Here is a 26,288-nt window from a genome sequence, read left to right on the forward strand (position 1 = left end):
GCCCGTCAGGTGATCAGCACATGCGCCGCCGTCACGGGGAGGGAGACGCTTTTGCCGTGGCCGGCGTATCCCGCGACGAAGAACGCGACGATGGCAGCCACTACCAGGAACGCGGCAAGGACACTGCCGATCCTGGGCCGTGTCACCACCACTGGCTCGCCAACTGCCTCGGCGGCCGGCGCCTCGTCGAGGACCATGGCGGCCTCGCGGCTCCGCTCCGGGCGTTCCCCCAGCGCACGAACATGAATGGAGATGCCCCCCGAACCCTGGGGACCATAGGTCAGAAACGTGCCGCCACCATCGCTGTCACCTCTGACGATCGGCCACCGCCGATCGATAGCAACACCACCCGCATCGGGTAAGGGGACGGGGCCGGTTGAGGCACTGGGCATCGACGAGACGACGCGTGGCCGCACGCAGTGGCGGCGGAAGCCTGTGGCGTTGACGGTCCGAAGTGGTTCAGGCACGGATTCCGTGAAGTCGATCGAGTCCCCTGGCGGTCCGTCACGGTCCGTGGTCGGCCCGTTTCTTCCTCGGACGCTGAGACCGGGCGACTCGCGGTGAGAGAGAATGCTCGGCCTGACGACTTGAAGCGCACCGGCCGGGCGACGGCATTGGCGAAAGGTCGGGAGCTGGGACGCGTTCGGAGACGCGAGTGATCGAGTTCCTGGACCGCCGGGCCCGAGGCAGCAGAGGTCAGGGTCGGCGGCTGGCCGCGATCAGGAGGAGCCGCTTGCGCAGCAGCGGCGGTTTCGCTCTGCCGAACATGCTGTGCTTGAGGGCCTTCAGGTCGTCGACGCGGCCCTCGACGGGCCCGGAGGACCAGTCCGTGCTCACGCCGTAGACGACGGCGTCGCGGTCGGAGACCGGTCCGGCGGCGAAGCCTGCGGCGGCCGTGAGCTCGGGTGAGCGAGCCAGCAAGCCGGGTGCGCAGCGGTCACCTGGAGACGGTGTCCGCGAGGCGGGCCCGGACCCGCTGAACGTCCGCGCCCATCCCGAGGCGCTGGTAGATCCCCAGAGCCTGGCGCAGGTGTGCTGCACCCTGGACGGGGTCGCCGGTGGCGAGGTGGTGGTCGGCGATGCCTTCGAGGGAGATTGCCTCGTCGTCGGGTTTGTTCAGTTCCTGGTTCATGTCCAGGGCCTGCTGGTACACGGAGAGGGCCCGGGGGCGGTCGCCGGTCGCGGCGATGGCGGCGGCGTAGTGGTTCAACGCCCAGGCCTCGTTCCCGCGCTCACCGGTCTCGTGGTAGATCTCCAGGGCCCGGGTGAGGGCGTCATCGGCCCCGGGATGGTCCCCCGCGCTCTCCCGTACCCGCCCCAGGTAGGTCAGAGCGGTGGCCTCGCCGTTGAGGTTGCCGAGCGCACGGTAGATCTCCAGGGCCAGGGTGAGCGCGTCTCCGGCCCCGAGACGGTCTCCGGTCAGGTGACGCACGCGCCCCAGGGCGGTCAGGGCGGTGGCCTCGCCGAGCCGGTCGCCGAGCGTGCGGCAGATCTCCAGGGCCCGGGCAAGCGCATCCCCGGCCCCGGAATTGTCCTCCGGTCACGGACCGTACACGCCCCAGGTCGTTCAGGACGGTGGCCTCGCCGAGCCGGTTGCCGAGCGCACGGTAGGTCTCCAGGGCCCGGGCGAGCACGTCCCCGGCCCCGGAATGGTCTCCGGTCACGTATCGCACGCGCCCCAGGGCGGTCAGGGCGGTGGCCTCGCCGAGGCCGTCGCCGAGCGCACGGTAGATCTCCAGGGCCCGGGCGAGCACGTCCCCGGCCTGGGGATAGTCCCCGGTCAGCTGTCGCACGGACGCCAGGTCGTTCAGGACGGCGGCCTCGCCGAGCCGGTTGCCGAGCGCACGGTAGATCTCCAAAGCCCGGGCAAGCACATCCCCGGCCCCCGGATAGTCCCCGGTCACGGACCGTAGGCGCCCCAGGTCGTTCAGGGCGGCGGCGTGGGCGGCGGCGTGGCTCAGGCGTTCGGCGGTTGTGGCGGCGGCTTGGTGCAGGTCCAGGGCACGGGTCCAGGGGCCGTCGGTGTGCAGGATCTCGGCGAGTCCTGCGGCCAGTGCGACGGTGTGGCCGTCGAGGTGGTGGGCGTGGGCGTGGGTGAAGGCGGCGTCGATGTTGGGGTGTTCGGTGCGAAGCCAGGCCCGGGCGGCGTCCGGGTCACGCAGGTCGGGCATATTGGCGGGGGCGGGTCCGCTCGGCTCAGGGCGGGGAGAGCGGGTGATGGCCTGGGACGCTGTCTGCGCGGTGTGGGCGTAGTAGTGCAGCAGGCGGCCGAGGGCGCGGTCGCGCTCGGGTTCGGGGTCGAGGGCGACGGCCCTGCTGCGGGCGTAGGTGCGGATCAGGTCGTGCATCCGGTAGCGGCCGGCGGCCGGTTCGGTCAGCAGGTGGTGGTCGACCAGGTCTTGCAGGAGCCGTTCGGCACGGGCCGGGTCGGCGTCCAGCAGGGCGGCGGTGGCGTATGCGTCGGTGTCGGGCCCGGGGCTCAGGCCAAGGCGGCGCAACAGGTCGCCCTGGTCGTCGGCGAGGGCCTGGTAGGACAGGTCGAACACCGCGGACAGGTCGCGCTCGCCGTCGGTGAACGGGCCCAGGTCCAGTGGTGCCGCGCGTAGTTTGTCGGCCAGGTGTCCCAGTGTCCAGGCGGGGCGGTGGCGGATCAGGGCTGCGGCGATCCGCAGGGCCAACGGCAGGTATCCGCACAGGGCGGCGATCTTCTGCCACTGCGGGTCCTGGGCCGGCGCACGGGTGGGCTCCACCAGCGTGCGCAGCAGGGCGACCCCGTCCGGTGGCGGGAGCACGTCCAGGGCCACGGTGTGGGCGTCGTCGAGGGCTTTGAGGCGTCTGCGGCTGGTGATCAGGACCAGGCATCCGCTGTCCCCGGGGAGCAGGGGCCGGATCTGCGCTTCGGTGGCGGCGTTGTCCAGCAGGATCAGCGTCCTGGTGCCGGCCAGGCGTTCGCGGTAGGCCGCGGCCCGGGCGTCCAGTTCCGCAGGGATCTGCCCGGGCGGGACGTCCAGCGATTTCAGGAGGGTCGCCAGCGCGTCGGCGGGGTCGCGCGGGGCCATTCCCTGGGTGTAGCCGTGCAGGTCCAGGAACAACTGCCCGTCGGGGAACCGGTCCCGAAGGCGGTGCGCCACGTGTACGGCCAGGGCGGACTTCCCGACCCCGCCCATCCCGTCGATCGCGGAGATCACCACCGTCCGGGTGCCGCCCTGCTCCCTCTCCGGTCGGGCCAGTGCAAGCAGCTGCTCGACCTCCGACACACGCCCGGTGAACAGGCTCGTGTCGGCAGGCAGGTGGAAGGCCGGGCCGTGCCGGCCGGTGCCGATCACCGAAGAGGCCGAATCGTCGGGAGCGCCGGCCAGGGTGTCCGGTGTGCGCGCTGCTGCGATCAACCGCTCACGGGTGGCCTCGTCAAGGCCCAGGGCGGCAGCAAGGTGCGCCACGGACGAGAGCCGCGGTCGCCGTCGACCTGTCTCCAACATGCTGATGGCGTGCCTTGAGACCCCGGCCTGCTCAGCCAGTTCCTCCTGCGTCCGCCCACTTCGCAGCCGTAACTCCTTGAGCAGCGCACCGAATTCCACAGCCAAGCCCGCCCCCGCTAGACGATTCCCTGCGGGTCAGGGCCGGCCTCGACGCGGACTTCCTCGGCGTGACGTGACCACCTGTTCCCGGACCCAGACCCTATGGGCCGCTGGTGCCGCAACGCCACACGAACGCAGCATCGACGCAATGGAGAAGCCGGAGGCCTCCGGACAGGATGGTTCTTGTCCGGTACGGCTCAGCCCCATCGGTCGGGCCGGATGTACGGCCGAGGACCCATCTGTTCCCGGGTGCTCTCCGTCAGGCGTTGCAGAGCAACAACCAGGAGGAGGACGGCACGCCATGCCCAAAACCCGGCGTGCAAGCCGCTTCTGACGGGACCGGCTGCGTCCGGCCGACCTGTACCGCTGCACCACCCACCCTCCGGTCCGTCCGAGCAGAAACGTGGCGGGGCGGCCGGACCACGGCTACACCGATTCAGGAGAGTCCCATGACCATTGGACGGAAGATCGCATCGATCGCCCTCGCCGGCGGCATCCTCGCGGGCGGCGCCGTCGTTGCGGCGGGTCCTGCGCAGGCGGCGGCCCCCGCCGCCTGCAGCGCCGCTACGTTCAACCTCTTCACCTCCGCCACCGGGTACTGCTACGCCGGTGCTGGCGCCGACTACCCGGACCTCGGCGGTGTGAACTCCTTCGGGTGCAGTTCGAAATGAGTGACCTTTCGGGTGGTTTGTAGGTCTTTCCAATGCCTTGGGCGGGTTGGGTTTCTATGGTGCTGGTGTCGGGGCCGTCGGGGTGGCGGTCTGGGTGCGGGCGCGAAGGAGCCTGGGGTGGGATCGGTGTTGGAGCAGTTGGAGCGCCGGGAGGCGGTGGCGCTGGCGCGGGTGGAGGAATTGCGCGCTGAGGCGCTGGCGGTGGCCGATCGGCTGGACGCGGCGCGGATCGAGCTGTCCCGCTTGGTGATCGCGCGGCGGACGGTGGTTGAGGTGCTGGCCGCCCCGCCAGTGCGGGGCATTGATTCGGTCGCGCCGACGGCTTTGGGTGGTCCGGCGCCCGGGGTACGGGGTGCACTGCGCGATGTGACGGTGTATCAGCGGATCGCGGCGGTGTTCGCTTCGGCTGCGGGGCCGCTGCGGGCGCGGGAGGTAGGCGACGCGCTGGGGCTGGGCGCGGAGGCGAAGTTCACGGAGGCGCTGCGTTCCAAGCTCAAGCGCTTGGTGGCTGACGGGGTGCTGATCGAGGTGGAGGCGGGGCTGTTCGCACGCGTGGGGGCGGGGGTGGCCGGGTGAGTGGGGGCAGTGAGGACGTGCCGGTCTCGGCGGCCGGCCTGGAGCAGGTGGTCGCCTCCTTCTCGGCCTCGTGGAGTCTGTTCGGCGCGCTGGTGGAGGAGTTGGAGGACGAATCCGCAGATGTTCTGACGCACGGTCAGTTGGAGGATCTGATCGCCGCTCGTGGGAGGGAGGTGATGCGACGACTGCTGCAGGACCATCTGGACCTGCGGTCCATACGCGAGCCGCGACTGACCGAGGTGAGGGGTGCGGACCAGGTGGTGCGGCGCAGGATCGAGCCGGGCCATGAGCGACTGCTGGCCACGGTGTTCGGGGCGGTGACGGTGACCCGGACCGCTTACCGGGCCCTGGGTGCGTCGAACCTGCACCCCATGGACGCCGGGCTGAACCTGCCCGGTGAGCGGTCCAGCCACGGCTTGCGGAAGCTGGCCGCCGTCGAGGCGGTGCGCGGCAGCTTCGACGACGCCCAGGCGGCGATCGAGCGCTCGTGCGGGACGAGGGTCGGCAAACGGCAGATCGAGCAGCTCACCGTGCGGACCGCCGTCGACGTCGAGGCCTTCTACCGGGCGAAGGCCCCGCTGCCGTGCACCGCGGACACGCTGCTGGTGCTCTCGGTGGACGGCAAGGGCATCGTGATGCGCCCCGAGGCGCTGACCGACTCCACCCGCAAGGCCGCCCAGGCCAAGGGCGACAACAAGATGCGCACCCGCCTCGCGTCCGGGGAGAAGAACGGCCGCAAGCGTATGGCGATGCTCGGCGCCGTCTACGACGCCGAGCCCGCACCCCGCGCCGTCGAGGACGTCATCACCCCCGACCATGACCGCAGCGGTGCTCGCAACCGGGGCCCGAAGGCGTTCAACAAGTGGCTGACCGGCAGCGTCACAGACGACACCCGAACCGTGATCTCGGCGGTATTCGACCAGGCCGAGCAGCGCGATCCGCTGCACGCCCGTACCTGGATCGTCCTGGTCGACGGCGCGAGAGCACAGATCGAGCAGATCCAGACCGAGGCCGCCCTGCGCGGCGTGAACGTCGACATCGTCGTGGACTTCGTCCACGTCCTGGAATACCTGTGGAAGGCCGCCTGGTGCTTCCACACCGCCGGCGACCCCGCCGCTGAGGGCTGGGTCGCCGAGCAGGCCCGCACCATCCTGGCCGGGAACAGCGGTCTGACCGTCACCGAGATCCGCACCGCCGCCAAGACCGCCGCCCTCGGCGAGGACAAGCTCAAGACCATCGAGGGGGTCTGCGGCTATCTGGAGAACAAGAGCCCCTACCTGCGCTACGACGCCGCGCTGGTCGACGGCTGGCCGATCGCGACCGGCATCATCGAGGGCGCCTGCCGCCACCTGACTGTTGACTGAACTACCACTCCAATCTTCGCAGTTCACAGCATGGGGGTGTGTTGTTGTGGCTACCGTCTGGACGCATGTCTGAGGCGCGTGAAGGCTCCGGTGAGGTCGCGGCATTGGTGGTGCCGCCGGTGGGGGCGGTGGTGGAGACCGCCGATCCTTGGGAGCCGTACCAGCTGCTGGATGCTTCCGGGGCGGCGGTCGGCCCGGTCGCGGAGTACTTGAAGGACTTGCAGGCGATCGGGCGGCCGGCGACGACGCAGCGCTCGTATGCGCTGGCGTTGCTGAGGTGGTTCCGGTTCCTGTGGGCGGTCGAGGTGCCCTGGCAGCAGGCCACCAGGGTGGAGGCGAGGGACTTCAGCAGGTGGCTGCAGGTGGCCGAGAAGCCGAAGAGGGACGGCGCGATCCCGCGGGGACGCGTGAACCCGGTGACCGGCAAGAGCGGTCCCGGGCGCCAGTACGCGCCGCGGACGCGGGCACACAGCGAGACGGTGCTCCGCAGCTTCTACGCCTTCCATCTGGAGATGGGGAGCGGTCCGCTGGTCAACCCGTTCCCGCTGGTCAGAGGCAGAGACGGGGAACGAGCGGGGGCTCACCGGACTCCGACGGCCCCGGTGCGGTTCGACCGCAGCGGTCTCTACCGCCCGAAGATCTCCCAGCAGGCCCCGCGGCGGATCCCGGACGACCGGTTCGACGAGCTGTTCTCCCGGCTGCCTTCGCACCGGGACCGGGCGCTGGTGGCGTTGTGGGTGTCGACGGGGGCCCGGGCGTCGGAGCTGCTGGGGGTGCGGGGCGGGGAAGTGGACCCGGGCCAGCAGCTGGTGACCGTGGTGCGCAAGGGCAGCCGGGCTCTGCAAGCGCTTCCCACGTCCCCGGACGCGCTGGTGTGGTTGCGCCTCTACCAGGCGCAGATGGACGGGCTCATCGAGACAGGGGTGGATGCTCCGTTGTGGTGGACGTTGCGCCGCCCGTTCCGGCCGCTGTCCTATCCGGCGGCATATCGGATGTTCCAGCGGGTCAACGCCATGATCGGAGCGAACTGGAGCCTTCATGATCTTCGGCATACCGCGGCCTACCGGATGGCGAGGGACCCGGGGATGCCGCTGACCGATGTTCAATGGGTCCTGGGACACGCCCAGTTGACCACCACGCAGCTCTATCTCTCTCCTGTTCCGGAGGACGTGATCGCTTCGGTGCTGGCACACCACCGCCGGGCAGCCGACCGCGCCGCCGCGCCGCCGGCGCCGACCGCCCCCGGCTACCGGAGCGAGTCACTCGACGTCCTCTTCGGTCGGGGACCGGCGTGACGAGCAGGGCGCCGGCACCGCTCGGCACGCCAGTCATCGCCCCGCCGCCGGAGCGATCGCCCCGGGGCCGGGATTCGCAGGATCTGCGTCGCCGGTTCCCGCCACGACCGTCACCGACGTGCTGGCCGGCCATGTCCTGGAGTCGCGCGATGGTGCTGTCCCGGCTGGCCGCCCCGCCGCTGACGGTGGGCACGCCCTCGAACCAGCGGCGCCGACGACGTGCCGCCGTCCTGTTCCTGGACTGGCTGGAGCAACACCCCGGCGGGAACTGGCAGGAACGCTGGCAGTCCAGCGGAATCGCCGATGACCCGCGCGCCGACTGGCGCACGGCTGCGGCACAGTGGCTCCAGGACCGCGGACGCACCGGCACGATCGGGCACGAGGGACTCGCCGCCGCGCTCACCTCCGGCCTGGGCCAGCTCATCTACGCCGACGTCCTACGCCCACCGATGGCCTGGCTCGTGACCAGCCCGATCCGGTTCCCCCTGGGCCGGGAGATCCCTCGCCTGCGCGATCCGCGCGGCTTCGCCGCGCTCGCCGTGCAGGCCACCGCGGCAGGGCTGAGTTTCGACCAGCGCCGCCACGCTGCCGAGCAGGTCTCCGTGATTCTGACCGCCAAGGGCGGCACCATCGCCGATATCGCCGTCGGGGACTGCTTGGAGCTGATCGAACTGCGCGACCAGCGCAAGGCCGAAGGCGCCGGCCATCCGGGATGGGGTTTCTACCAACTCCTTTACGCGCTCGGACACTTCCCGCCCGACGCGCCGACCACCCTGCGCATGCTCGACCGCCGCTTCGGCCACCAGCTCAGCGTCGAGGAACTCGTGGACCAGTACGCACCGGCCTGCCGACCGGTGCGTGACCTGCTGGTCGCCTACCTCGCCGAGCACCGCCCCCGCCTGGACTACGCCACGCTCAAGCAACTCGCCTACCACCTGGTGAAACTCTTCTGGAAAGACCTGGAGAACCACCACCCCGGGATCGACTCCCTGCGGCTGCCGCCGGACGTCGCCACCGCCTGGAAGAGCCGCACCTCCAGGAAGACCGTCACCGTCCGCACCGCCGACGGCCGCCGGGTGGAGACGACCGAGCCCCGCACCGACGCCGCCTCCTTGCTGGTCACGGTCCGCGCGTTCTACCTCGACCTGTCCCACTGGGCCAGCGAGGAACCCGAGCGCTGGGCCGCCTGGGCGGTCCCATGCCCGATCCGCCGCACCGACATCGGCGCCACCAAGGACGCCGCCCGCCGCAAGTCGCGGATGGACCAACGCACCCGCGAGCGCCTGCCCCACCTGCCCTCCCTGCGACGCCACGTCGACGACGCCCGCCTCCAGGCGGCCGCCCTGCTCAAAGCAGCCGACCGGACACCACCCGGCGAGATGATCGATCACCCCACCATCGTGCTGCGACGAGCCCGGATCGCCACCGGCACCTCCCGCACCTGGGCCGAGGACCCCGCCACCGGCACACGCCGCGATCTCACGCGCGAGGACGACACCGCGTTCTGGACCTGGGCCGCAGTGGAAGTCCTGCACGCCACCGGGATCCGCATCGAGGAGCTCACCGAACTGTCCCACCACAGCCTGGTCCAATACCGGCTGCCCTCCACCGGCGAACTCGTGCCGCTGCTGCACGTCGCCCCGTCCAAGAACGACCTCGAACGGCTGCTTGTGATCTCACCCGAGCTCGCCGACGTCCTGGCCGCGATCATCCACCGCATCCGCGACGAGGTCGGCGCCGTCCCGATCGTCGTCCCCTACGACGTCCACGAGCACGAGTTCACCCCGGCCATGCCCGTCCTCTTCCAGCACCGCCACGGCGCCGACGCCCGCCCCATCAGCGCGACGACCCTTCGCCGCTGGATCACCGACGCGGCCAACAGCATGGGCGTGACGGATGCCTCGGGCGCGCTGCTGGACTTCAAGCCCCACGATTTCCGCAGGATCTTCGCCACCGAAGCGATCATGAACGGGATGCCGCCCCACATCTGCCAGCTGATCATGGGTCACGCGAACATCAACACGACCATGGGCTACAAGGCCGTCTACCCCGAGGAGGCCATCACCGGCCACCGGGCCTACCTCGCCCGCCGCCGTGACCTGCGGCCCTCCACCGAATACCGGTCCCCTACGGATGAGGAGTGGGAGGAATTCCTCGGTCATTTCGAGCACCGGAAAGTCTCCCTGGGCAGCTGCGGGCGAGCCTACGGCACCGGCTGCATCCACGAGCACGCCTGCATCCGCTGCCCACTTCTGCGGACCGACCCCGCCCAGCTGCCCCGGCTCATCGAGATCCGCGACAACCTCCTCGCCCGGATCGACGAAGCCCGCGAACACGGCTGGCTCGGCGAGGTCGACGGCCTCAACGTCAGCCTCTCCGCCGCCAACAACAAGATCGCCCAACTCCAAGAGTCAGCACACCGGACCACCGACCTCGGCATGCCCCGCTTCCACGACGTCGCCCCGCACACCATCACCCCGAACACCGGCCCGCACCCCGATCCCGGCACCTGAAACGGCCACGCGCTGGTTCAGATAATGGTCAAAGACCGCCTCGACATCACTGGGGCCCGCTGGTCACTGGCCGGAGCCGAAGCCGTCCTCACGCTCCGGGCCCTGATCAGCAACCGCGACTTCGACGCCTACTTCGCCTGGCACCTCACCCGGGAGCATCAACGAGTCCACCAGTCCCGCTACCAGGACAAACTCAACCTCGCAGCCTGACATCACGCTCACTCAGGAAGAGCTACACCCATGCTCATGAGCCGCCGGCTGGCCCGGCGGCGAGTGTGAACCGTCCCGGGGTGGGCTCGTCGGCCCAGCCCCGGTCGGCCAGCCGCTTCATCTTCGACCAAACTCCTTCCACACTTGCCGGAACCGGCTCCAGTCCGAGTACGGCAGTGATCTCCTGACAGGACATCACTGGCTTCCCGTCGAATGCTTGTTCGGTGAGCGTGGCGAGGATGCGCTGGTAGCGGGGAGCGAGCGCGTCCATGGAAAGCGCGGGACACCACACCGGGACAATCAACGGATCGGCCCCCTTACCCGACGCGGGTGGTGTTGCTATCGTTCGGCGATGGCCGATCGTCAGAGCTTCCGGCGGTACCCCGGTGCGCTGGGCGTGCTGTTTGCGCTGGGCGGTGTTTTCTATGCAGTCCTCGGGTTCTCTGCCATCAACTATGGTCAATCGGTGACGGAGCGGGTCGCCCTGCCGGTCGTCGGCCTGGGCGGGGTCGCCGTTGTCTACCTGATCTGCTGCGCGGAGCGCATCGTCATCACGCGCACCCACGTCATCGTGGACAACATGTTCCACCGGTACCGGGTGCCTCGCTGCCTGGCACCGGAAATCGTCAGAGGTCACAGCGATGATGGCGGCACGTTTCTGACCTATGGCCCCAAGGGTTCGGGGGGCATCTCCATCTATGTTCGTGCGCTGGGGGAACGCCCGGAGCGGAGCCGTGAGGCCGCCATGGCCCTCGACGAGGTGCCGGCCGCCGAGGCAGTTGGCGAGCCAGTGGTGGTGACACGGCTCAGGATCGGCAGTGTCCTTGCCACGTTCCTGGTATTGGCTGCCATCGTCGCGTTTTTTATCGCGGGATACGCCGACCACGGCAAAAGCGTCTCCCTCCCCGTGACGGCGGCGCATGTGCTGATCACCTGACGGGCCCCGGGACGGCGGAGCCGACCGTCCCCCGCGCGGACCGGCGCGGATGTCCACGGCAGCCGGGTCGGGGAGGGCATGTCGGGCTGGTACTCGGCCGACAGCTGCCCAAGTCCGTGCGCATCGCGCTGGTACACCCAGGAGCATCAACTGGTCCACCAGTCCTGTTGCCAGGACAGACTCAACCTCGCAGCCTGGCATCACGTTCACTCAGGAAGAGCTGCACCCAACGGAGATTGACACGGACGGTTCACCTCCGCCTGCGCGGAGAGCACGAACCGCACGGCCGCTCGGTCCTGCTGGCTGACGGTTCACCTCCGCCTGCGCGGAGAGCACATCGAACCCCCGATCGGCGCGGCGCTGAGTGCCGGTTCACCTCCGCCTGCGCGGAGAGCACTTCGGCTCGTACACCGCCAACCCCGACGGAAGCGGTTCACCTCCGCCTGCGCGGAGAGCACGTCCGGGCCAGGGGGTCCGGCAATTCGCCATGAGGTTCACCTCCGCCTGCGCGGAGAGCACGTACAGCCGTCGGGGCCGCGCAGCGCCTTTACCGGTTCACCTCCGCCTGCGCGGAGAGCACACCCACTCCCTGCACGGCGACGGCCCGATCTGCGGTTCACCTCCGCCTGCGCGGAGAGCACAGCCCCGCCACCAGCACGGACGGCGGCTGGGGCGGTTCACCTCCGCCTGCGCGGAGAGCACTCTTCCTGACCTGCAGCTAACTAGCCACTTTGCCAATTCGTAACCAGTGCTGACGGAGCATAGCGCCATTGGCTGCGGGGAGTGGACAAAATGACCCCTTGGGGCTCCAGGCAACGTTCGCCAACCGTGATTGTCAGTGGGGCGTGGTGTCGTACTCATGGGTGCCTCCAGTGCGGTGGAGGTCGTAAGCATGGCATGGAGGTACGGATGAGTCGGACGGTTGAGGTGGACGCGGGCCTCGTCGGCAAGGAGAGGGGGCTGCCCACTCCCTATCCCATCATCTGTCATCTGCTGGACACCGCTGCTGTGATGGGGGTTCTGGTGGACCGGATGGTCAGCGAGCGGCGCCGGTGCGCGTTAGCGGATGCGCTCGGGGTCGAGCTGAAGTACCTGCGGGGCCTGCTGATGTACTGGGCCGCGTTGCACGACATTGGGAAGATCACTCCTCCCTTCCAGCACAAGGTGCTGCGAACCTTCGAAGCGCTCACCATGTCAGGCTGCTACTCGACGGACGCCATGACGGATGAGGATCTGCGGTTCCATCACAGTGCGGCGACGCACTGGATCCTAGGGGATCTGTTTCGTGAGCAGGGCTACCCGGTGCAGGGCAGGGTGAGCGCGCAGGGGGCTCACCAGGTTGCCCAGCTACTGGGAGGCCACCACGGGCGATTCCATTCCGCGCTCGAACGGCACTGTATGCAGAGTCCCCGGGAGTACCGGCCGACGTCGCTCGGACGCGAGCAGGGCTGGGGCGAGCAGAGCCGGGCCCACGCGGCGGTTCTGCGCGAGGTGCTGGGTGAGGGCGCGTCAGTCGCACCTGCCGCAGCTCTGCCGACGGAACTCGCTGTGATCGTCGCCGGCCTGGTTGTGGTGGCTGACTGGCTGGCCAGCCAGGAGGAGTACATCCTGCGTCCCGGGCGGCTGCCCGGGCCCGGGTGGAGGGCGACACCCGATGCGCTGCACGACCACTTCGCCCATGCTGTTGCGGATGCCCCTGGCCTGGTCGCCGAGGCTGGGCTGGGGCCGGCCAGGTTCCGCCCGGTCACGCAGGGGGTGGCGGGATTCCGTGAGCGGTTTCCGGATGCCGGATGGGAGCCCAACCAACTGCAGGCGTCGCTGGCGGCCGATCTGGCGCGGGTGGCGACCGGGCCCGGTCTGCTGCTGATTGCGGCGCCGCCGGGTGATGGCAAGACGGAGGCGGCTGAATACAGCGCTGCCCACCTGGCAGGGGTGTCCGGCGTGAGCGGCATGGCGTTCGCACTGCCCACGATGGCGACGGCCGACGCGATGTTCCGCCGGATCTGGCGCTTTGCCAAGGAGAATCTCGACAGCCCGGCCTCGCTCGCATTGCTGCACGGTATGTCATGGCTCAACACTGATTTCGACCGGCTGGTCGAGCAGTCGTTCAGCGGATCAGCTGTCCTTGCCGGAGATGCAGGTGATTCCGTGTTCGCGGCCGAGTGGCTGCGCGGGGCGAGGCGCGGGGTGCTCGCTGCGGTGGCGGCCATGACGATCGATCAGGCACTGGTTGGAGTCCTACCGGTCAAGTACAACGCGCTGCGGATGCTGGGGTTGGCAGACAAGGTGCTGGTGGTCGACGAGGCGCACAGTTATGGCCCGTGGATGCACCAGTTGTTGCTGGGGCTGCTGGAATGGTTGGGGGCGCTGGGGGCACCGGTCGTCGTGATGTCAGCGACGCTCGCCGGTCGGACGGCGCGGACCCTGTTGCAGGCCTACCGGCGCGGGTGCGGTCATTACGACGACGTTGACATTCCAGCCTTGCCCTACCCGGGATGGATGTTCCTGGACGCGAGTACCGGTCAGGCGTGTGCCCCGCGTCGGTTCGGCTCCGACCGCACGCGTGAACTGAGCATCGAGATGGTGCCGGTGACGCGGCAGGGCGAGTCGAATCCAAGCAGTGCCAGGGACGAGTCGACCGTTACGGGGCCGCGGGATCGGCTCGCCGTGCTGGGCGAGCTGCTGCAACCACTGGTCGGGTCCACCGGCCGGGTACTGGTGTGCTGCAATACCGTGGCCGAGGCGCAGATGACGTTCGATCACCTCCTCGACGACTTGGGTGCGCGGGGTGTTGAGGTCCTGTTGCTGCATTCCCGCTTCGAGGCACACGATCGGGCCCGGATCACCGCCGACTGCGAGCGCCGATTCGGGAAGGATGCACCGGCCCGCGATGTGGACCCGACCCCGAAGACGGACTCGGACGGCGGGGGACCGGGCAAGCGTCCGGTGGTCTTGGTGGCCACGCAGATCGTCGAACAATCAATCGACTTGGATTTCGATGTGATGATCAGCGACCTGGCGCCGATCGCACTCCTCATCCAACGTGCCGGCCGCTGCCAGCGGCACAACCGCACCGACCGGCCGGACTGGGCAGGGACATCGCCCCGGCTGGTCGTGCTGGAGCCGGTGGACTCGCGGGGCGAGTTCCAACGCCCCCGGGCGTGGGGGTGGGTGTACTCGATGTCGCTATTGCTGCGCACCAGCGAGCTGCTCAAAGCGCGCGGCTCGGCTGCCGTCCACGTACCGGGGGACGTTCAGGAGCTCGTCGACGCGGTCTATGCCGACGACTTCGTCGACGGACTGGAGGCCGCGGTGTCCGAGGAGCGTCGGCAACTGCTGGATGCGCTGGACCAGGAGGACCGGGCAGCGCAGGCCGCCGAAGAGCAGCTGGCCCGGGTGGTCCGGATACCCGGCCCGCGCGACGTCACGAATCTCGCCGTTCTCAGCGGGGAGGGTGGGACGGGCCTGCTCGCGGACGACAGGCTCGTCGCTACGCGCCTGGGCGCCGACGGCATTCGACTGCTGCCGGTGTTCGTCGACTCGGAGGGTCGGTCGACTCTGGATGCGCCGGGTCGGATTCCGCTTCCGGGAACCAGTATCGGAGCGGCTGGAGGAGCGGCCGTCCGGCTGAACAAGGACGGGCTGCGCCAGGTGCTGGAACATACGGTGCCCGCGCCCGGATCCTGGGCCTACGGTGTAGCCGACGCACACCGTCCCCCGCCCTCCTGGGGGGATTCGGTGCTGCTGCGGGACCTACTGGTAGTCGAGGGGAAGGCGGCGTCGGACGGTTCGTGGCACGGCGAGCTCGGTGCCCGGGCACTCTCGTACGACGCAGCCACAGGACTGAGACGTCGGTGAGCGGGTCTCGACGAGAGCCAACGACACATAGCCTTAAGAGAATTGAATGCAAGCACGCACTCGTGGGAGTAGGGTCGAGTGGAGCCGCAGATCGCCGAGGCGGTTGGAGCGGCTGTTGAAAGCGGTTCGGTTCGGACGCAGCCAGCGTCCGAACCGAACCGTGGCGGCACATCACACCCGCTGGGGCGCGGGTAACGGGTTGGTTCCGGCATTATCCCGCGACACATAGCCGGCTCACCCTCGCTGAGTGCGAGGAACGGTGCCACCGATCACGCTACTGCACCTGTTGCAGGGCGGACAGATCGGTAGGCCGAACAGAGGGGAGTGGTTCTGTGGCTTCGACTGTCCCGACAGCGGGCGCGTCGGCCGGTGCGGGGGTCTCGGTCGATGTCGGCGACTGGGTGCCGGTTACCTGGCGTGCCGGCGCCCGCGAGGCGCTCGGACCGGTTGCGGAGCGTCAGGCCCTGGGTCTGCGCGAATTACTGGAGTGCGCGCCATGGATCACTGCGGTGGAGGTGGCTTCGCCGCCGGCGCTCTCGGGCCTGTACCGGGTCCTGTACGCCCTGACCGGCCGTGTGTCCGGACTAGACGAGGCACGACGGGGCGCTCGGGACTGGGCGGCGCGGCAGGATGACCTGCTGGCGGACGGATCGTTCCCCGCCGAAGCGATCGAGGCGTACTTCGCGCGCTACGCGGACCGGTTCCCGCTGGTCGACTCGCACGGGCGACCGTTCCTGCAGGATCCGCGACTGGCCGCGCAGTGCAAGGACACCGCGGGTGTCAACAAGCTGATCACCGGCCGCCCGGCCGGCAATAACCACAGCTGGTTCTCCGGTCACCACCAGGACGCGACGCCTCGGACGGCCACGTTCCAGCAGGCGCTCCTCGACGTGATCGTCTGGTGCTACTACGGTGCGCCGGGCCGCTGTTCGACCCGGACTGTCGGCACCCTGTCCAAGGCTGACACCAAGGCAGGGCCGCTGCGGGCGACGCTCTCGTACCATCCTCTGGGCGAGACCCTGTTCCAGACGCTCGTCGCCGGGCTGCCACAGCCGGAGGCCACGGTCAGACGCGAAGAGGATCTGTGTCCGTGGGAATGGCCCGAACTGCCCGACCCCCTGGCCGCCCCGCCGGAGGCGACGGGTCCGTGCTCACTGCTGACCGCCCGCATGCAGCATGCACTGCTGCTCGTCCCCGACGAGGTGGGCACCGGTGTCGGGGACGCCTACATCACTTGGGCCTATCGAGAGGCAGTGCCGGTGCGGGGCACGGGCCATGACCCCTATCTGATCTGGCAGCTGAGCCAGCAGCAGGTCCGCTACGCCCGCCGTGCCGATGCCGGCCGTGCGCTGTGGCGCGATCTTGACGCCTTGGTCGGCACTGCCACCTCCGACTCCGCTCAACCGCAGCGTCCCGCAGTGCTCACCGACCTCCCGGACGCGGGGGGCCCGCTGCGGGTCCAGGCGCTCGGCTTCGAGCAGGAGAGCGGGCAGGCGCGCGAGATCCAATTCGTCTCCGCTGTCACGCCGCCGTCCCTGGACGTGCGGGCGCTGGCCTCCGTCGCCCTCGCCCCACGCGTCGGCGACCTGCGCCGGGCCGGTGAGCTGATGGGGCGTCGGCTCGCTCGTGCGACCCGGCTCGCCTGGCAGGAGTACACGCGTGCGAAGAAGGCCGCCGACTGCGCCTGGGCCGAGGACGCGGCGGCCCGCTACTGGCCACTGGTCGAGCAGGAGTTCTGGCAGCGCCTGGCCGAACAGGACTTCGACGGGATCCAGCGCGCATTCCGTCGGCATGCGGAACGCGCCTACGACGACGTGACCAGGTCGGCGGCGACCACTCAGCACGGCGCCCGAGCATGGGCGCTCAACCGATTCGAGCTCTACGGCGGTCGCCCACGGCGGCACGCCGCACCTCGCCAGGGCAACAGGGAACAGGGGGAAACCCTCATGGGGAGCACATCTCAGCAGGGAGCCGCGCCGGTCCAGGGCGTGGAGCGCCGCCCCGCCGCTGACCCGAACCTGCAGACCGCACGCCGATTCGTCTCCGCGATCACGGCCAGGTGTCAGGACCACCCTGGTGACCGTGCGGCCCTGCGACTGGGGCTGCGCAAGGCGTGGGTGGAGATTCCGAGCTCGGTCGAGCGAGCGCTGATGCGCGCGGGCGTCGACATGGCCGCGTTGTCACGAGAGGAGCAGGCAGCCCATTGCGCGGTTGCCGCCATGATCGCCTCGGTCCCGCGCTCCACCATCCGCGCGTCGTCGGCGGGCTCCGGCACCAACGCGGCGGCGGAGTCGGCCGCGCCCGATTCCGAGCAGGCCGGGCCGACACGTTCCGCCCGTTCCGGTCGAGTCGGCGGCCGAAGCCTCGGCGGCGCACTGGCGGACGCGGTCAGCCTCGGGCTGATGCGTGAAGGATCCGCCGAGGCGCACCTCGCCCTGCTGCTGAAGCAGAGCCCGGGCGGGCTCCACCGGCACCTGCCCGGGGTCGTCGCACAGCTGGCCGCATTGCCCAACGGTGTCGACTGGGCACGGCTGCTGACGGATCTGCAGAAGTGGGCCTGGCGGCGTGACAGCGTCACCCGCACCTGGGGCCAGGACTTCTACCACACACGCTACCGCGACGAATACACCACCGCTGAGCACGACGACGACCAGGCACTGCGCCCGAGCCCCGACCAGCGATAGGTCGCCAGACCCACTCACGACACAGCCTCCACGCCTGTCGGTCCTCGGCCCCGACCCGTTTCGGGTCGGGGTGGCCGTCGGCTGACTGCAGGCGGATGCACCCGACCAGGGCAACTGTCATGGACCAGGCGTCGGGCTCCGTCCCGTGTCCACTCGGTGCGAGTCCCAGCCCGCACTCCACATGTCGTCAGTTCACACCCCTGCCAATCAACTGCCCCGTCAGGAGAGTTTCATGACCGTCCCGTCCGCCGACGTAGCCCGCTACATCGATCTGCACCTCCTGCAGACGATCCCGTTCGCCAACCTGAACAGGGACGACACCAATTCAGTCAAAACCGTGCAGTACGGGGGTGTGAACCGCACCCGCATCAGCAGCCAGTCCTGGAAGCGGGCGATCCGACGGGACGTTGAGCAGGCGCTGGGGGATGAGGCGCTGCGCACCCGCCGTATCGCCGAGCGCTTGGAGCGCTACCTCGTCGAGGAGCGCGGCTGGCCGCGTCCGGCGGCCGCGCGGGCGGGCATCCACACGGTCGTCGCCAGCAGCGTCGGCGCCCAGCCGCCCAAGCAGAGGAAGGGCGCTGATGAAGCGTCCGGCGAGGACGAGGTGCCCTGGGGCACCAACGCCATGGTGTACGTGCCGGCCAGCGCCATCGCCGAGCTCGCGGACATCGCGGAGGAGCACCGCAGCACCCTGGAGACGGCCAAGGACGTCAAGGAGCTCAAGTCCAAGGACGCCCTGATGCCCCGTGACCGGGTGGACGCCGTGCTGCGTTCCCGCAACGGCATCATCAACCTCCTCGGCAGGATGCTCGCCGAGCTGGACGATGCCAAGGTCGACGGCGCCGCCCAGGTCGCCCATATCATGACGACTCATCAGACAGACGTCGAGGTCGACTACTTCAGTGCTGTCGACGACATCACCGCCGCCTGGGGTGACACCGCGGGCAGCGCTCACATGGGTCACGCCGAGTACAGCGCCGGCACCTTCTACCGTTATGTCACCCTCGACCTGCGCGACCTGCTGCGCAACCTCGGCGGAGACCGCATCGCCGCACGACGGCTGGCCTCGGCGTTCCTGACCGCCACGGTCCTCTCCCTGCCCCAGGCCAAGAAGAACTCGACTGCACCCCACACTGTCCCCGACCTCATCACCGTCCAGGTGCGCCGCGACCGCCCCTACTCCTATGCGGCAGCCTTCGAGCGCCCGGTGCGCTTCGGTGCTGATGGCGGCTACACCCACGCGTCCATCACCACACTGGACGCTTATGCGGGCGACCTGATCACACTGCTCGGGGCCTCGCGCGAGCCGCTGAGGCAGGCATACACCGGCATCGGCGCCAAGGACCTGTCCAACCTCGGCCCGCGCGTCGACTCGATCGACCACCTTGTCGAGACCGCACTGGACGTCGCCTTCGCCGTGGCAGCCGAGGCGGAGGGCCAGGCGTGACCACGCCCCACCGCCTCCAGCCGACGGACCCGCATCGGGAACCGGCCCCGGACACCGGCCCGGACACCGGCCCGGCTGCCCGGCCAGGTCTGCTGCTGCACCTGTCCGGTCCGCTCCAGTCCTGGGGCGAGCGTTCACGGTTCAACCAACGCGACACGGCGGCATTCCCAACCCGCTCCGCCCTGATCGGCCTCCTGGCCGCAGCCCTCGGCCAGGACCGGTACACGTCGCTCCACGACCTGGCCCGGCTCAGGTTCGCGGTGCGAGCCGACCGCGCCGGCGTACTGCTGCGCGACTTCCACACGGTCGGCGGCGGCCTCCCGGTCAAGGGAACTGTCCGCACGGCTGCAGGCAAGCCCCGCACTGCCGAAACAGCGACCCTCGTCAGCCACCGCTACTACCTCCAGGACGCGGCCTTCACCGTTGCCGTTACCTGCGCCGACGGCGATGACCACCTGCTCGACCGGTGCGCCGCCGCCCTCGCAGAGCCCCACTGGCCGCCCTACCTCGGCCGCCGGTCCTGCCCCCCGGACACCCCCGTCCTGATCGGAGCAGTAGCCGACGCCTGGCGAGCTCTCACCCACGCGCCCCTGCACCGCGAAGCCCCCCACAGTCGGCTCCCGAAATCCCCCGCAGCGGTCGTCGTCGTTCACGCCGACGAACCGCTCACCGGACTCGTCGCACCCCCCGGCGGCCAACTGCTCGACGACGGGTCCACCAGCCCGATCAACGACGAGCCGGTCAGCTTCGACCCGATGAACCGGCTCTACCGAACCCGTACGGACCACCGACGCACCCTGCACGTCCCCCTCGGCCAGTGCGCCGGCCTGGGCAGCACGTTCCTCCGGGCCGTCCTCGACCACCTCGACCACCTCGACCTAGCTTCTCCCCAGGAGGACCCCCAGTGACCACCTGGCTCACCCGAATCGTCACCAACCCCGGCAGTCGCGAAGTGGAGCGTGACAGCGTCGACATGACGCAGCTGCACCGCACGGTGATGGCGATGTTCCCCGAGGACCTGGGCGACGAGGCACGCCTGAGCGGTGGTGTGCTGTTCCGCTACGAAGCCGGACGTGGGGGCGCCACCGTGCTCGTGCAGAGCGCGCTCCAGCCCGACGTCGGCCGACTCCCTACCGGCTACGGTCAGTCCGCGCTCCGCCAGATCGACCCGCTGCTCGACGCTTTGCGCCCGGGGCACCAGGTGCACTACCGCATCATCGCCAACGCCAGCCGCAAACTCGGCCGCAACACCCAGCAGGGCCGCCCGCTCAGCGTCGTCCCGCTGTTCGGTGCCGAGGCCGAGGAATGGTGGGCCCGCCAGGCCGAGCAGTCCGGCCTGGTTCCCACCCTGGTCACCGCCGAACCGCTCAACCCCACATCCTTCCACCGCCTGATCCCGGCCGGGATGCCCGCCCGGACCACCACCACCCCTGTACGCGCCGAGTCGAGCGAGTCCCACCCTGCAGCCGCAGCCGCCCCTGGGACCGCCGATGCCTCACCTACGGCCGCCGCGGTGGGTCGGCGCGGCCGAGGAGGTGAAGGGCGCGTGCACATCCGGCAGGTGCAGACCCGCTTCGACGGAATCGCCGTCGTCCAGAACCCTGCTTTGCTGCGCGAACGCATCCGGACCGGCATCGGCCGAGGCAAGGCGTACGGCTGCGGGCTGCTCACCCTGGCCCCCGTCCGGTGACCGGTCCCATGGACCTGACGCGGCCTGGTGGAAGCAGCACGGCCGGCTCGGCGCGGCGACGGATCGCCGCGCCGACTGCCGCGATGCTGCCCCGGATCGCCGACGGACTGTCTTTCCTGTACGTGGACATGATGCGGATCGTCCAGGATGACACCGGTCTGATCGCCTTCCCCGCTACACCGGATCGAGAACGGCCTGCCGAGGCCACCAGTCGTCGGCGGGTCCGCATTCCCACAGCAGCGCTGAGCTGTTTGCTCCTGGGGCCAGGCACGTCGATCACAGCCCCGGCGCTCGCCACCCTCGCCCGCCACGGAACCACGGTCGTGTGCACCGGTGCCGCCGGAGTGCGCTCCTACGCCGGAATCACCCCCGCCGGCCAGGACAGCCGCTGGTTGGAGGCCCAGGCCACCGCCTGGGCCGACGATGTGCGTCGCCGCGACGTGGCCGAGCGGATGTACCGCATGCGGTTCGGCGATGACGACCACAGGTCCGCCCGCGCAGCGCCGCCGACCATCGCCCAACTGCGCGGCATGGAAGGCCAGCGCATGAAGGCCCTGTACCGGATCCTCGCCACGCAGCACGGCGTCCGTGCCTTCAAACGCTCCTACGACCCCGACGACTGGGACGGCCAGGATCCGGTCAACCTCGCCCTGTCGGCCGCGAACACCTGCATGTACGGCATCGCGCACGCCGCGATCGTGGCATTGGGCTGCACCCCGGGACTCGGGTTCGTCCACACCGGGACCTCCCACGCGTTCGTTTACGACGTCGCCGACCTGTACAAGGCGGAACTGGCGATCCCGCTCGCCTTCTCCCTGCACCGCTCCACCGACCCGGAAGGCGAGGCGCGCCGCGCCTTCCGGGAACGCCTGCTCCTGATCCGGTTAATGCCCCGCATAGTCCGCGACATCCAAAATCTCCTCGACCCCGACGGTGGCGCCGGGCGAAGCGGGGCCGCTGCAGGGACAGAGGCGATGGACGTGGAAGAAGTCGAACTGGTGAGCCTGTGGGACCCGGAGACCGGTCCCGTCAAGGGCGGCACCAACTACGGCGCGGAGGGCTGACGGCCCATGGCCAACCTCACCGTCATCTCCACCACTGCCGTCCCCGATCACGTCCGCGGCGCGCTCAGCCGGTGGATGCTGGAGCCCACTCCCGGTCTGTATGTGGGAACTCTCTCGGGCAAGGTCCGCGACGAACTGTGGGCAGTCGTTGCTGCCTCCGTCGGCACCGGGGCCGCTGTCGTCATCAGCCCGTCCGACAACGAACAGCGCTTCATCATCCGCACCGCCGGCGAACGTCGACGCACCGTGGAGGATTTCGACGGCCTGATGATGATTGTCCTTAACCCCTTGGAGGCGGATAACGAATCGGCAAAGGCTGTGTAGATCCCCAGGTCGGCAAGTGTGCTCTCCGCGCAGGCGGAGGTGAACCGACGGTCGACCAGAACATCGCCGCGGTGCTGTCGTGCTCTCCGCGCAGGCGGAGGTGAACCGCCGGTGGTGGCGCCGAGGCCGGCGCGGGTGGCGTGCTCTCCGCGCAGGCGGAGGTGAACCGTCCCTTCGTCGGCCGGCCTTCGCGGCTTACAGGTGCTCTCCGCGCAGGCGGAGGTGAACCGTCGGGCGGGTGAGCTGACCGGCATCGCGGACGGTGCTCTCCGCGCAGGCGGAGGTGAACCGAACTCGATGCGTCCGGCCATGAGGCTGGACTCGTGCTCTCCGCGCAGGCGGAGGTGAACCGGCATGGGCCGCGAGGGCACGGGCGGCAGAGTCGTGCTCTCCGCGCAGGCGGAGGTGAACCGCTGTTGGCTGCTGCTCTGGAGGAGGCGTTGCTGTGCTCTCCGCGCAGGCGGAGGTGAACCAGCAACCGGCCGCCCCGGGCCCCTGACCCGCATGTGCTCTCCGCGCAGGCGGAGGTGAACCTTCGACGCGGGCCAGCGCGCGGGTTGCGCCCGGGTGCTCTCCGCGCAGGCGGAGGTGAACCGGGCGAGCACGCGATCGCCCACCGGCTGGGCGGGTGCTCTCCGCGCAGGCGGAGGTGAACCGGGGCTCGGGTGGCACATCGACACCCGGGCCGCGTGCTCTCCGCGCAGGCGGAGGTGAACCGGCCTCGTTGCTGGCGTAGGAGTGGCAGCCGGCGTGCTCTCCGCGCAGGCGGAGGTGAACCGGGTCGGGTGGCGGTGCGGATCAGGCCGCGCGGGTGCTCTCCGCGCAGGCGGAGGTGAACCGATCATGTCCGTGGGCGAGCCGATCGTGTTCGCGTGCTCTCCGCGCAGGCGGAGGTGAACCGGTCTGGCAGTTGACGCCGATGTGCTCGCCGCGGTGCTCTCCGCGCAGGCGGAGGTGAACCGGACGGCATCGCCGTCCTGTCCGACACGCGCCAGTGCTCTCCGCGCAGGCGGAGGTGAACCGGCGTACTTCAGGTCCTGCTCGGGCTTCAGTCCGTGCTCTCCGCGCAGGCGGAGGTGAACCGATGATTTGTCCCGTTCTGTACGGGAGTTGGTGGTGCTCTCCGCGCAGGCGGAGGTGAACCGGCGGTGGTGGACGTCTTCACCGGTGGCCGGTGGTGCTCTCCGCGCAGGCGGAGGTGAACCGCCGTGCAGGGCCCTGCGCTCCGCATCGGCGATGTGCTCTCCGCGCAGGCGGAGGTGAACCGTCCGCTACGTCGTGGTCCTGACCTCCGGAGTTGTGCTCTCCGCGCAGGCGGAGGTGAACCGCCGAGCGAGCGGTAGAGGTGCGCTCCGGCGTCGTGCTCTCCGCGCAGGCGGAGGTGAACCGGCGTACACCGCGTCCTGGGCGGGGGACAACTTGTGCTCTCCGCGCAGGCGGAGGTGAACCGCCGACGGCCTCGCCGTCGTCGTAGGCCACGACGTGCTCTCCGCGCAGGCGGAGGTGAACCGTACGGCTCCATGTCCACACTGACGCGGATCGCGTGCTCTCCGCGCAGGCGGAGGTGAACCGGCCGAGCGCCGCCGCGCGACGTCGTACGGCATGTGCTCTCCGCGCAGGCGGAGGTGAACCGCGGCCCCGGAAGGGGTCGAGGCGGACGTCGAGGTGCTCTCCGCGCAGGCGGAGGTGAACCGTGGTGGACGTGGTCGCTCGCCGACCACCTCGCGTGCTTTCCGCGCAGGCGGAGGTGAACCGAGGACTGAGGACACCGAGGGCCGGTGGGGTCCGTGCTCTCCGCGCAGGCGGAGGTGAACCGCCCTCGCCCGGAACGTCGCCGAGTTGCCCGACGTGCTCTCCGCGCAGGCGGAGGTGAACCGGTGCCGTCGTGCTGGTCGATGACGGTGCCCTCGTGCTCTCCGCGCAGGCGGAGGTGAACCGTTCAATATCGCGCGGAAACGAGCCGAAACGCTGTGCTCTCCGCGCAGGCGGAGGTGAATCGGTCACGCGGTCGTGGTCCATGGCCCAGTGGTCGTGCTCTCCGCGCAGGCGGAGGTGAACCGTGAAGGTCAAGAGGGTTGATCGGGAGGCGGGTGTGCTCTCCGCGCAGGCGGAGGTGAACCGAACCAGCACCAGGACCGCCTGAGACAGGTGTGGTGCTCTCCGCGCAGGCGGAGGTGAACCGCCTGGCGGGGGCACTAGAGCGTGTTTAGAAAGTGCGTTCACAGCCACTCGTCGATCAGGGCGACGTTGACTGTCGCCTCGTAGCGGACGGCCAACTTGTCGTACCGAGTCGCGACCGCGCGTCGGCGCTTGAGTCGGCCGATCCCGCACTCCACCGCGTGGCGCTCGCGGTAGTCGACCTTGTCGAACGTCGGCGGTCGACCACCGGCAGAGCCCCGCTTCCTACGGTTGCGGATCTGGTCCCGCTTCTCCGGAATGGTGCAGCGTATGCCGCGCCTGCGCAGGTAGGCGCGGTTCGCCCTGGACCCGTAGGCCTTGTCCGCGCGGATCCTCCTGGGCCGGGTGCGTGGTCGACCAACTCCGGTGCGGGGCACCCTGATCAGCCCCAGGACCGTCTGAAACTGCGGGGAGTCGCCCCATTGGCCAGGAGTGATCACGATCGCCAGGGGCTTCTGCCCCTGCTCGACCGCGAGGTGGATTTTCGTCGTCAGGCCTCCGCGGGAGCGACCGAGGCCATGGTGGGCCGGCTCGGTCTCGACGCCGCCGGGAGACTCCTTCTGGAGGTCCCCCTTTTACGGGCCCCGGCCGCGTGCTGATGCGCACGGCAGACCGTCGAGTCCACGGAGACGTCCCAGGTGACCAGGCCCTTCGCATCCGCCCGGGCCCGGAGCCCGACCACCACAGCGGCGCAGGTCCCGTCACGCTGCCAGCGCCGGAACAGCCCGTACACCGACTCCCACGGCCCGTACCGCTCCGGAACGTCCCGCCACGGCGCTCCCGTGCGAGTCCGCCACCGGATCCCGTCGATCAGCTGCCGACGGGAGTACATCGCGGGTCGCCCCGGCCTCACGCCCACGGGCAGCAACGGTGCCAGCACGGCCCACTGTTCGTTCGTCAGATCTCCACGTCCCACGACAAGATCATCGCAGACCTTGATCTACTTTATAAACAGACCCTAGTGTTTCCTCAATCGAGTGCTCTCCGCGCAGGCGGAGGTGAACCGCCGCTGGACAGCGAGGATCTCGGTTTGGACGAGTGCTCTCCGCGCGGGCGGAGTTGAACCGCTGCGCGGAGCGAGCGAGCCGGGGTGCTCTCCGCGCAAGCGGAGGTGAACCGGTGCCGTCGGCGACGGTGAAGTCGCCGCGGGCGTGCTCTCCGCGCAGGCGGAGGTGAACCGAACCGGGGGAACACGTAGACACCGGCCGGGCGGTGCTCTCCGCGCAGGCGGGGTGAACCGCAGGCCTGGTCGGAGCAGGGCTGGGACAAGGTGATCGCCCTGCTGCGGGCGCGGGACGACGAGTCGGTCGTCATGTCCTACTCGGCGTGCGAGGGCTTCCCGAACCCGGTCGTCGCCGGCGCGGCCCCGCCGGTCGAGGTGGATCCGGACAGCGGGCACGAGGACGCACGCGACGCGTTCTGTGCGCTGCCGCCGGCAGAGCAGTGGTCGAAGTGCATGGCCGAGCTGCAGACCGGCGTAAACGGACTGGAGTTGAAGCCGGACAACTGGGAGGAGTTCCGGTTCATGCACTGCCTGTCGGTGCAGGACCTGTCCGCTGACGACAGAAAGGGGCGGATGCGCGAGGCGGTCGAGCGGATGAACGCTTCCGCGTAGTCACCTCCCCGAGCGCTGGCACTCCATCGGAGCGACCATGGAACCATGGCGAATCCACAGCGCGGATCAACCCCCGTTGTTGGGAATGCACCTACTGCGGGGCGGCCCTGGAGCAGACGTGGGCAATCTTCAAGGCGCTGGGGAGGGCTGATCCAGTCACCATCACGGACGCGACGATCTATTGCGTGAACGGCCATCCGCAGCCAGAGGCACCCAAGGCGGAGGCGACCCCAACCGCTTGATGCCGGGCACCGTGATCTCCGAGGCTATGCGCCGCCCGCTCA

21 protein-coding genes and 2 CRISPR repeat arrays are annotated in these 26,288 nt (G+C 69.7%); of the genes, 15 read left to right on the plus strand and 6 right to left on the minus strand.

The window, feature by feature from the left end:
* Positions 1–5: 5 nt before the first annotated feature.
* The 4 genes from BS75_RS40930 to BS75_RS51175 form a co-directional block, all read right to left on the minus strand.
* The gene (locus tag BS75_RS40930) at positions 6–197 is read right to left on the minus strand and encodes a hypothetical protein (protein ID WP_034091828.1); all 192 of its coding nucleotides are present in this window, start codon (positions 195–197) and stop codon (positions 6–8) included.
* 499 nt (positions 198–696) lie between these two features.
* Positions 697–921, minus strand: a complete 225-nt coding sequence (locus BS75_RS40935) for a hypothetical protein (RefSeq protein ID WP_034091829.1) — start codon at positions 919–921, stop codon at positions 697–699.
* 16 nt (positions 922–937) lie between these two features.
* Positions 938–1,210 (minus strand): tetratricopeptide repeat protein, encoded by a 273-nt coding sequence (locus BS75_RS51170; RefSeq protein WP_034091830.1) that lies wholly within the window; start codon positions 1,208–1,210, stop codon positions 938–940.
* A gap of 64 nt (positions 1,211–1,274) precedes the next feature.
* On the minus strand, positions 1,275–3,578 hold the full coding sequence (locus BS75_RS51175) for an ATP-binding protein (protein WP_267970468.1): 2,304 nt from the start codon (positions 3,576–3,578) through the stop codon (positions 1,275–1,277).
* Between the two features lie 449 nt (positions 3,579–4,027).
* Between BS75_RS51175 and BS75_RS40950 the strand changes: the two genes are divergently transcribed.
* The 6 genes from BS75_RS40950 to BS75_RS40975 all read left to right on the plus strand — a co-directional run bounded on the left by BS75_RS40950 (position 4,028) and on the right by BS75_RS40975 (position 10,207).
* A complete protein-coding gene (locus BS75_RS40950; protein WP_034091831.1) occupies positions 4,028–4,249 on the plus strand; it encodes a hypothetical protein in 222 nt (73 codons plus the stop codon).
* A gap of 117 nt (positions 4,250–4,366) precedes the next feature.
* Positions 4,367–4,825 carry a hypothetical protein gene (locus BS75_RS40955; protein WP_034091832.1) on the plus strand — a complete coding sequence of 153 codons (459 nt, stop codon included), beginning with the start codon at positions 4,367–4,369 and terminating at the stop codon, positions 4,823–4,825.
* A gap of 92 nt (positions 4,826–4,917) precedes the next feature.
* Positions 4,918–6,189: an ISKra4 family transposase gene (locus BS75_RS40960; protein WP_456243017.1), complete on the plus strand. Its 1,272-nt coding sequence runs from the start codon at positions 4,918–4,920 to the stop codon at positions 6,187–6,189.
* A 65-nt stretch (positions 6,190–6,254) separates the two neighbouring features.
* Positions 6,255–7,484 (plus strand): tyrosine-type recombinase/integrase, encoded by a 1,230-nt coding sequence (locus BS75_RS40965; RefSeq protein WP_034086849.1) that lies wholly within the window; start codon positions 6,255–6,257, stop codon positions 7,482–7,484.
* 131 nt (positions 7,485–7,615) lie between these two features.
* Positions 7,616–9,997 carry a tyrosine-type recombinase/integrase gene (locus tag BS75_RS40970; protein WP_156164192.1) on the plus strand — a complete coding sequence of 794 codons (2,382 nt, stop codon included), beginning with the start codon at positions 7,616–7,618 and terminating at the stop codon, positions 9,995–9,997.
* Positions 9,998–10,021: 24 nt separating this feature from the next.
* Positions 10,022–10,207, plus strand: a complete 186-nt coding sequence (locus BS75_RS40975) for a hypothetical protein (RefSeq protein ID WP_052070412.1) — start codon at positions 10,022–10,024, stop codon at positions 10,205–10,207.
* A gap of 34 nt (positions 10,208–10,241) precedes the next feature.
* Here BS75_RS40975 and BS75_RS48910 read toward each other — a convergent pair whose 3' ends face one another.
* Positions 10,242–10,478 carry a hypothetical protein gene (locus tag BS75_RS48910; RefSeq protein ID WP_152646390.1) on the minus strand — a complete coding sequence of 79 codons (237 nt, stop codon included), beginning with the start codon at positions 10,476–10,478 and terminating at the stop codon, positions 10,242–10,244.
* 81 nt (positions 10,479–10,559) lie between these two features.
* Between BS75_RS48910 and BS75_RS40985 the strand changes: the two genes are divergently transcribed.
* The 8 genes from BS75_RS40985 (at position 10,560) to cas2e (ending at position 22,211) form a co-directional block, all read left to right on the plus strand.
* The gene (locus tag BS75_RS40985; protein ID WP_034091833.1) at positions 10,560–11,144 is read left to right on the plus strand and encodes a hypothetical protein; all 585 of its coding nucleotides are present in this window, start codon (positions 10,560–10,562) and stop codon (positions 11,142–11,144) included.
* Between the two features lie 246 nt (positions 11,145–11,390).
* Positions 11,391–11,846: direct repeats of the CRISPR family, unit length 29 nt; unit sequence CGGTTCACCTCCGCCTGCGCGGAGAGCAC.
* A 207-nt stretch (positions 11,847–12,053) separates the two neighbouring features.
* Positions 12,054–15,002, plus strand: coding sequence for a CRISPR-associated helicase/endonuclease Cas3 (locus tag BS75_RS40990; protein ID WP_034091834.1), 2,949 nt, complete (start codon positions 12,054–12,056; stop codon positions 15,000–15,002).
* A gap of 332 nt (positions 15,003–15,334) precedes the next feature.
* A complete protein-coding gene (casA, locus tag BS75_RS45740) occupies positions 15,335–17,686 on the plus strand; it encodes a type I-E CRISPR-associated protein Cse1/CasA (RefSeq protein ID WP_081983106.1) in 2,352 nt (783 codons plus the stop codon).
* A gap of 232 nt (positions 17,687–17,918) precedes the next feature.
* Positions 17,919–19,133, plus strand: a complete 1,215-nt coding sequence (gene cas7e / locus BS75_RS41000) for a type I-E CRISPR-associated protein Cas7/Cse4/CasC (RefSeq protein ID WP_034091835.1) — start codon at positions 17,919–17,921, stop codon at positions 19,131–19,133.
* The gene (gene cas5e / locus BS75_RS41005) at positions 19,130–20,041 is read left to right on the plus strand and encodes a type I-E CRISPR-associated protein Cas5/CasD (protein WP_081983107.1); all 912 of its coding nucleotides are present in this window, start codon (positions 19,130–19,132) and stop codon (positions 20,039–20,041) included. Before cas7e ends, cas5e begins: the two co-directional genes overlap by 4 nt.
* A complete protein-coding gene (gene cas6e, locus BS75_RS41010; RefSeq protein ID WP_034091836.1) occupies positions 20,038–20,823 on the plus strand; it encodes a type I-E CRISPR-associated protein Cas6/Cse3/CasE in 786 nt (261 codons plus the stop codon). Before cas5e ends, cas6e begins: the two co-directional genes overlap by 4 nt.
* 83 nt (positions 20,824–20,906) lie before the next feature.
* Complete coding sequence (gene cas1e, locus BS75_RS41015) at positions 20,907–21,887, plus strand: type I-E CRISPR-associated endonuclease Cas1e (protein WP_034091837.1); 981 nt, start codon at positions 20,907–20,909, stop codon at positions 21,885–21,887.
* 6 nt (positions 21,888–21,893) lie between these two features.
* A complete protein-coding gene (gene cas2e / locus BS75_RS41020) occupies positions 21,894–22,211 on the plus strand; it encodes a type I-E CRISPR-associated endoribonuclease Cas2e (protein WP_034091838.1) in 318 nt (105 codons plus the stop codon).
* An 18-nt stretch (positions 22,212–22,229) separates the two neighbouring features.
* Positions 22,230–24,393: a CRISPR direct-repeat array (repeat unit 29 nt; unit sequence GTGCTCTCCGCGCAGGCGGAGGTGAACCG).
* Positions 24,394–24,430: 37 nt separating this feature from the next.
* Here the strand turns inward: cas2e and BS75_RS47450 are convergent.
* Positions 24,431–25,305, minus strand: a protein-coding gene (locus tag BS75_RS47450) for an IS5 family transposase (protein ID WP_408022579.1) whose coding sequence is annotated in 2 segments (ribosomal slippage) — positions 24,431–24,928 and positions 24,931–25,305 — 873 coding nt in all. Because the reading frame shifts where the segments join, the coding sequence is not laid out codon by codon here.
* A gap of 354 nt (positions 25,306–25,659) precedes the next feature.
* On the opposite strand from BS75_RS47450, the gene BS75_RS41035 reads away from it, so the two are divergent.
* A complete protein-coding gene (locus BS75_RS41035) occupies positions 25,660–26,004 on the plus strand; it encodes a hypothetical protein (RefSeq protein WP_034091841.1) in 345 nt (114 codons plus the stop codon).
* The last annotated feature ends 284 nt before the right edge of the window (positions 26,005–26,288 follow it).

This window comes from Streptacidiphilus albus JL83, from assembly GCF_000744705.1.
In the GTDB taxonomy this organism is placed as follows: Bacteria; Actinomycetota; Actinomycetes; order Streptomycetales; family Streptomycetaceae; genus Streptacidiphilus; species Streptacidiphilus albus.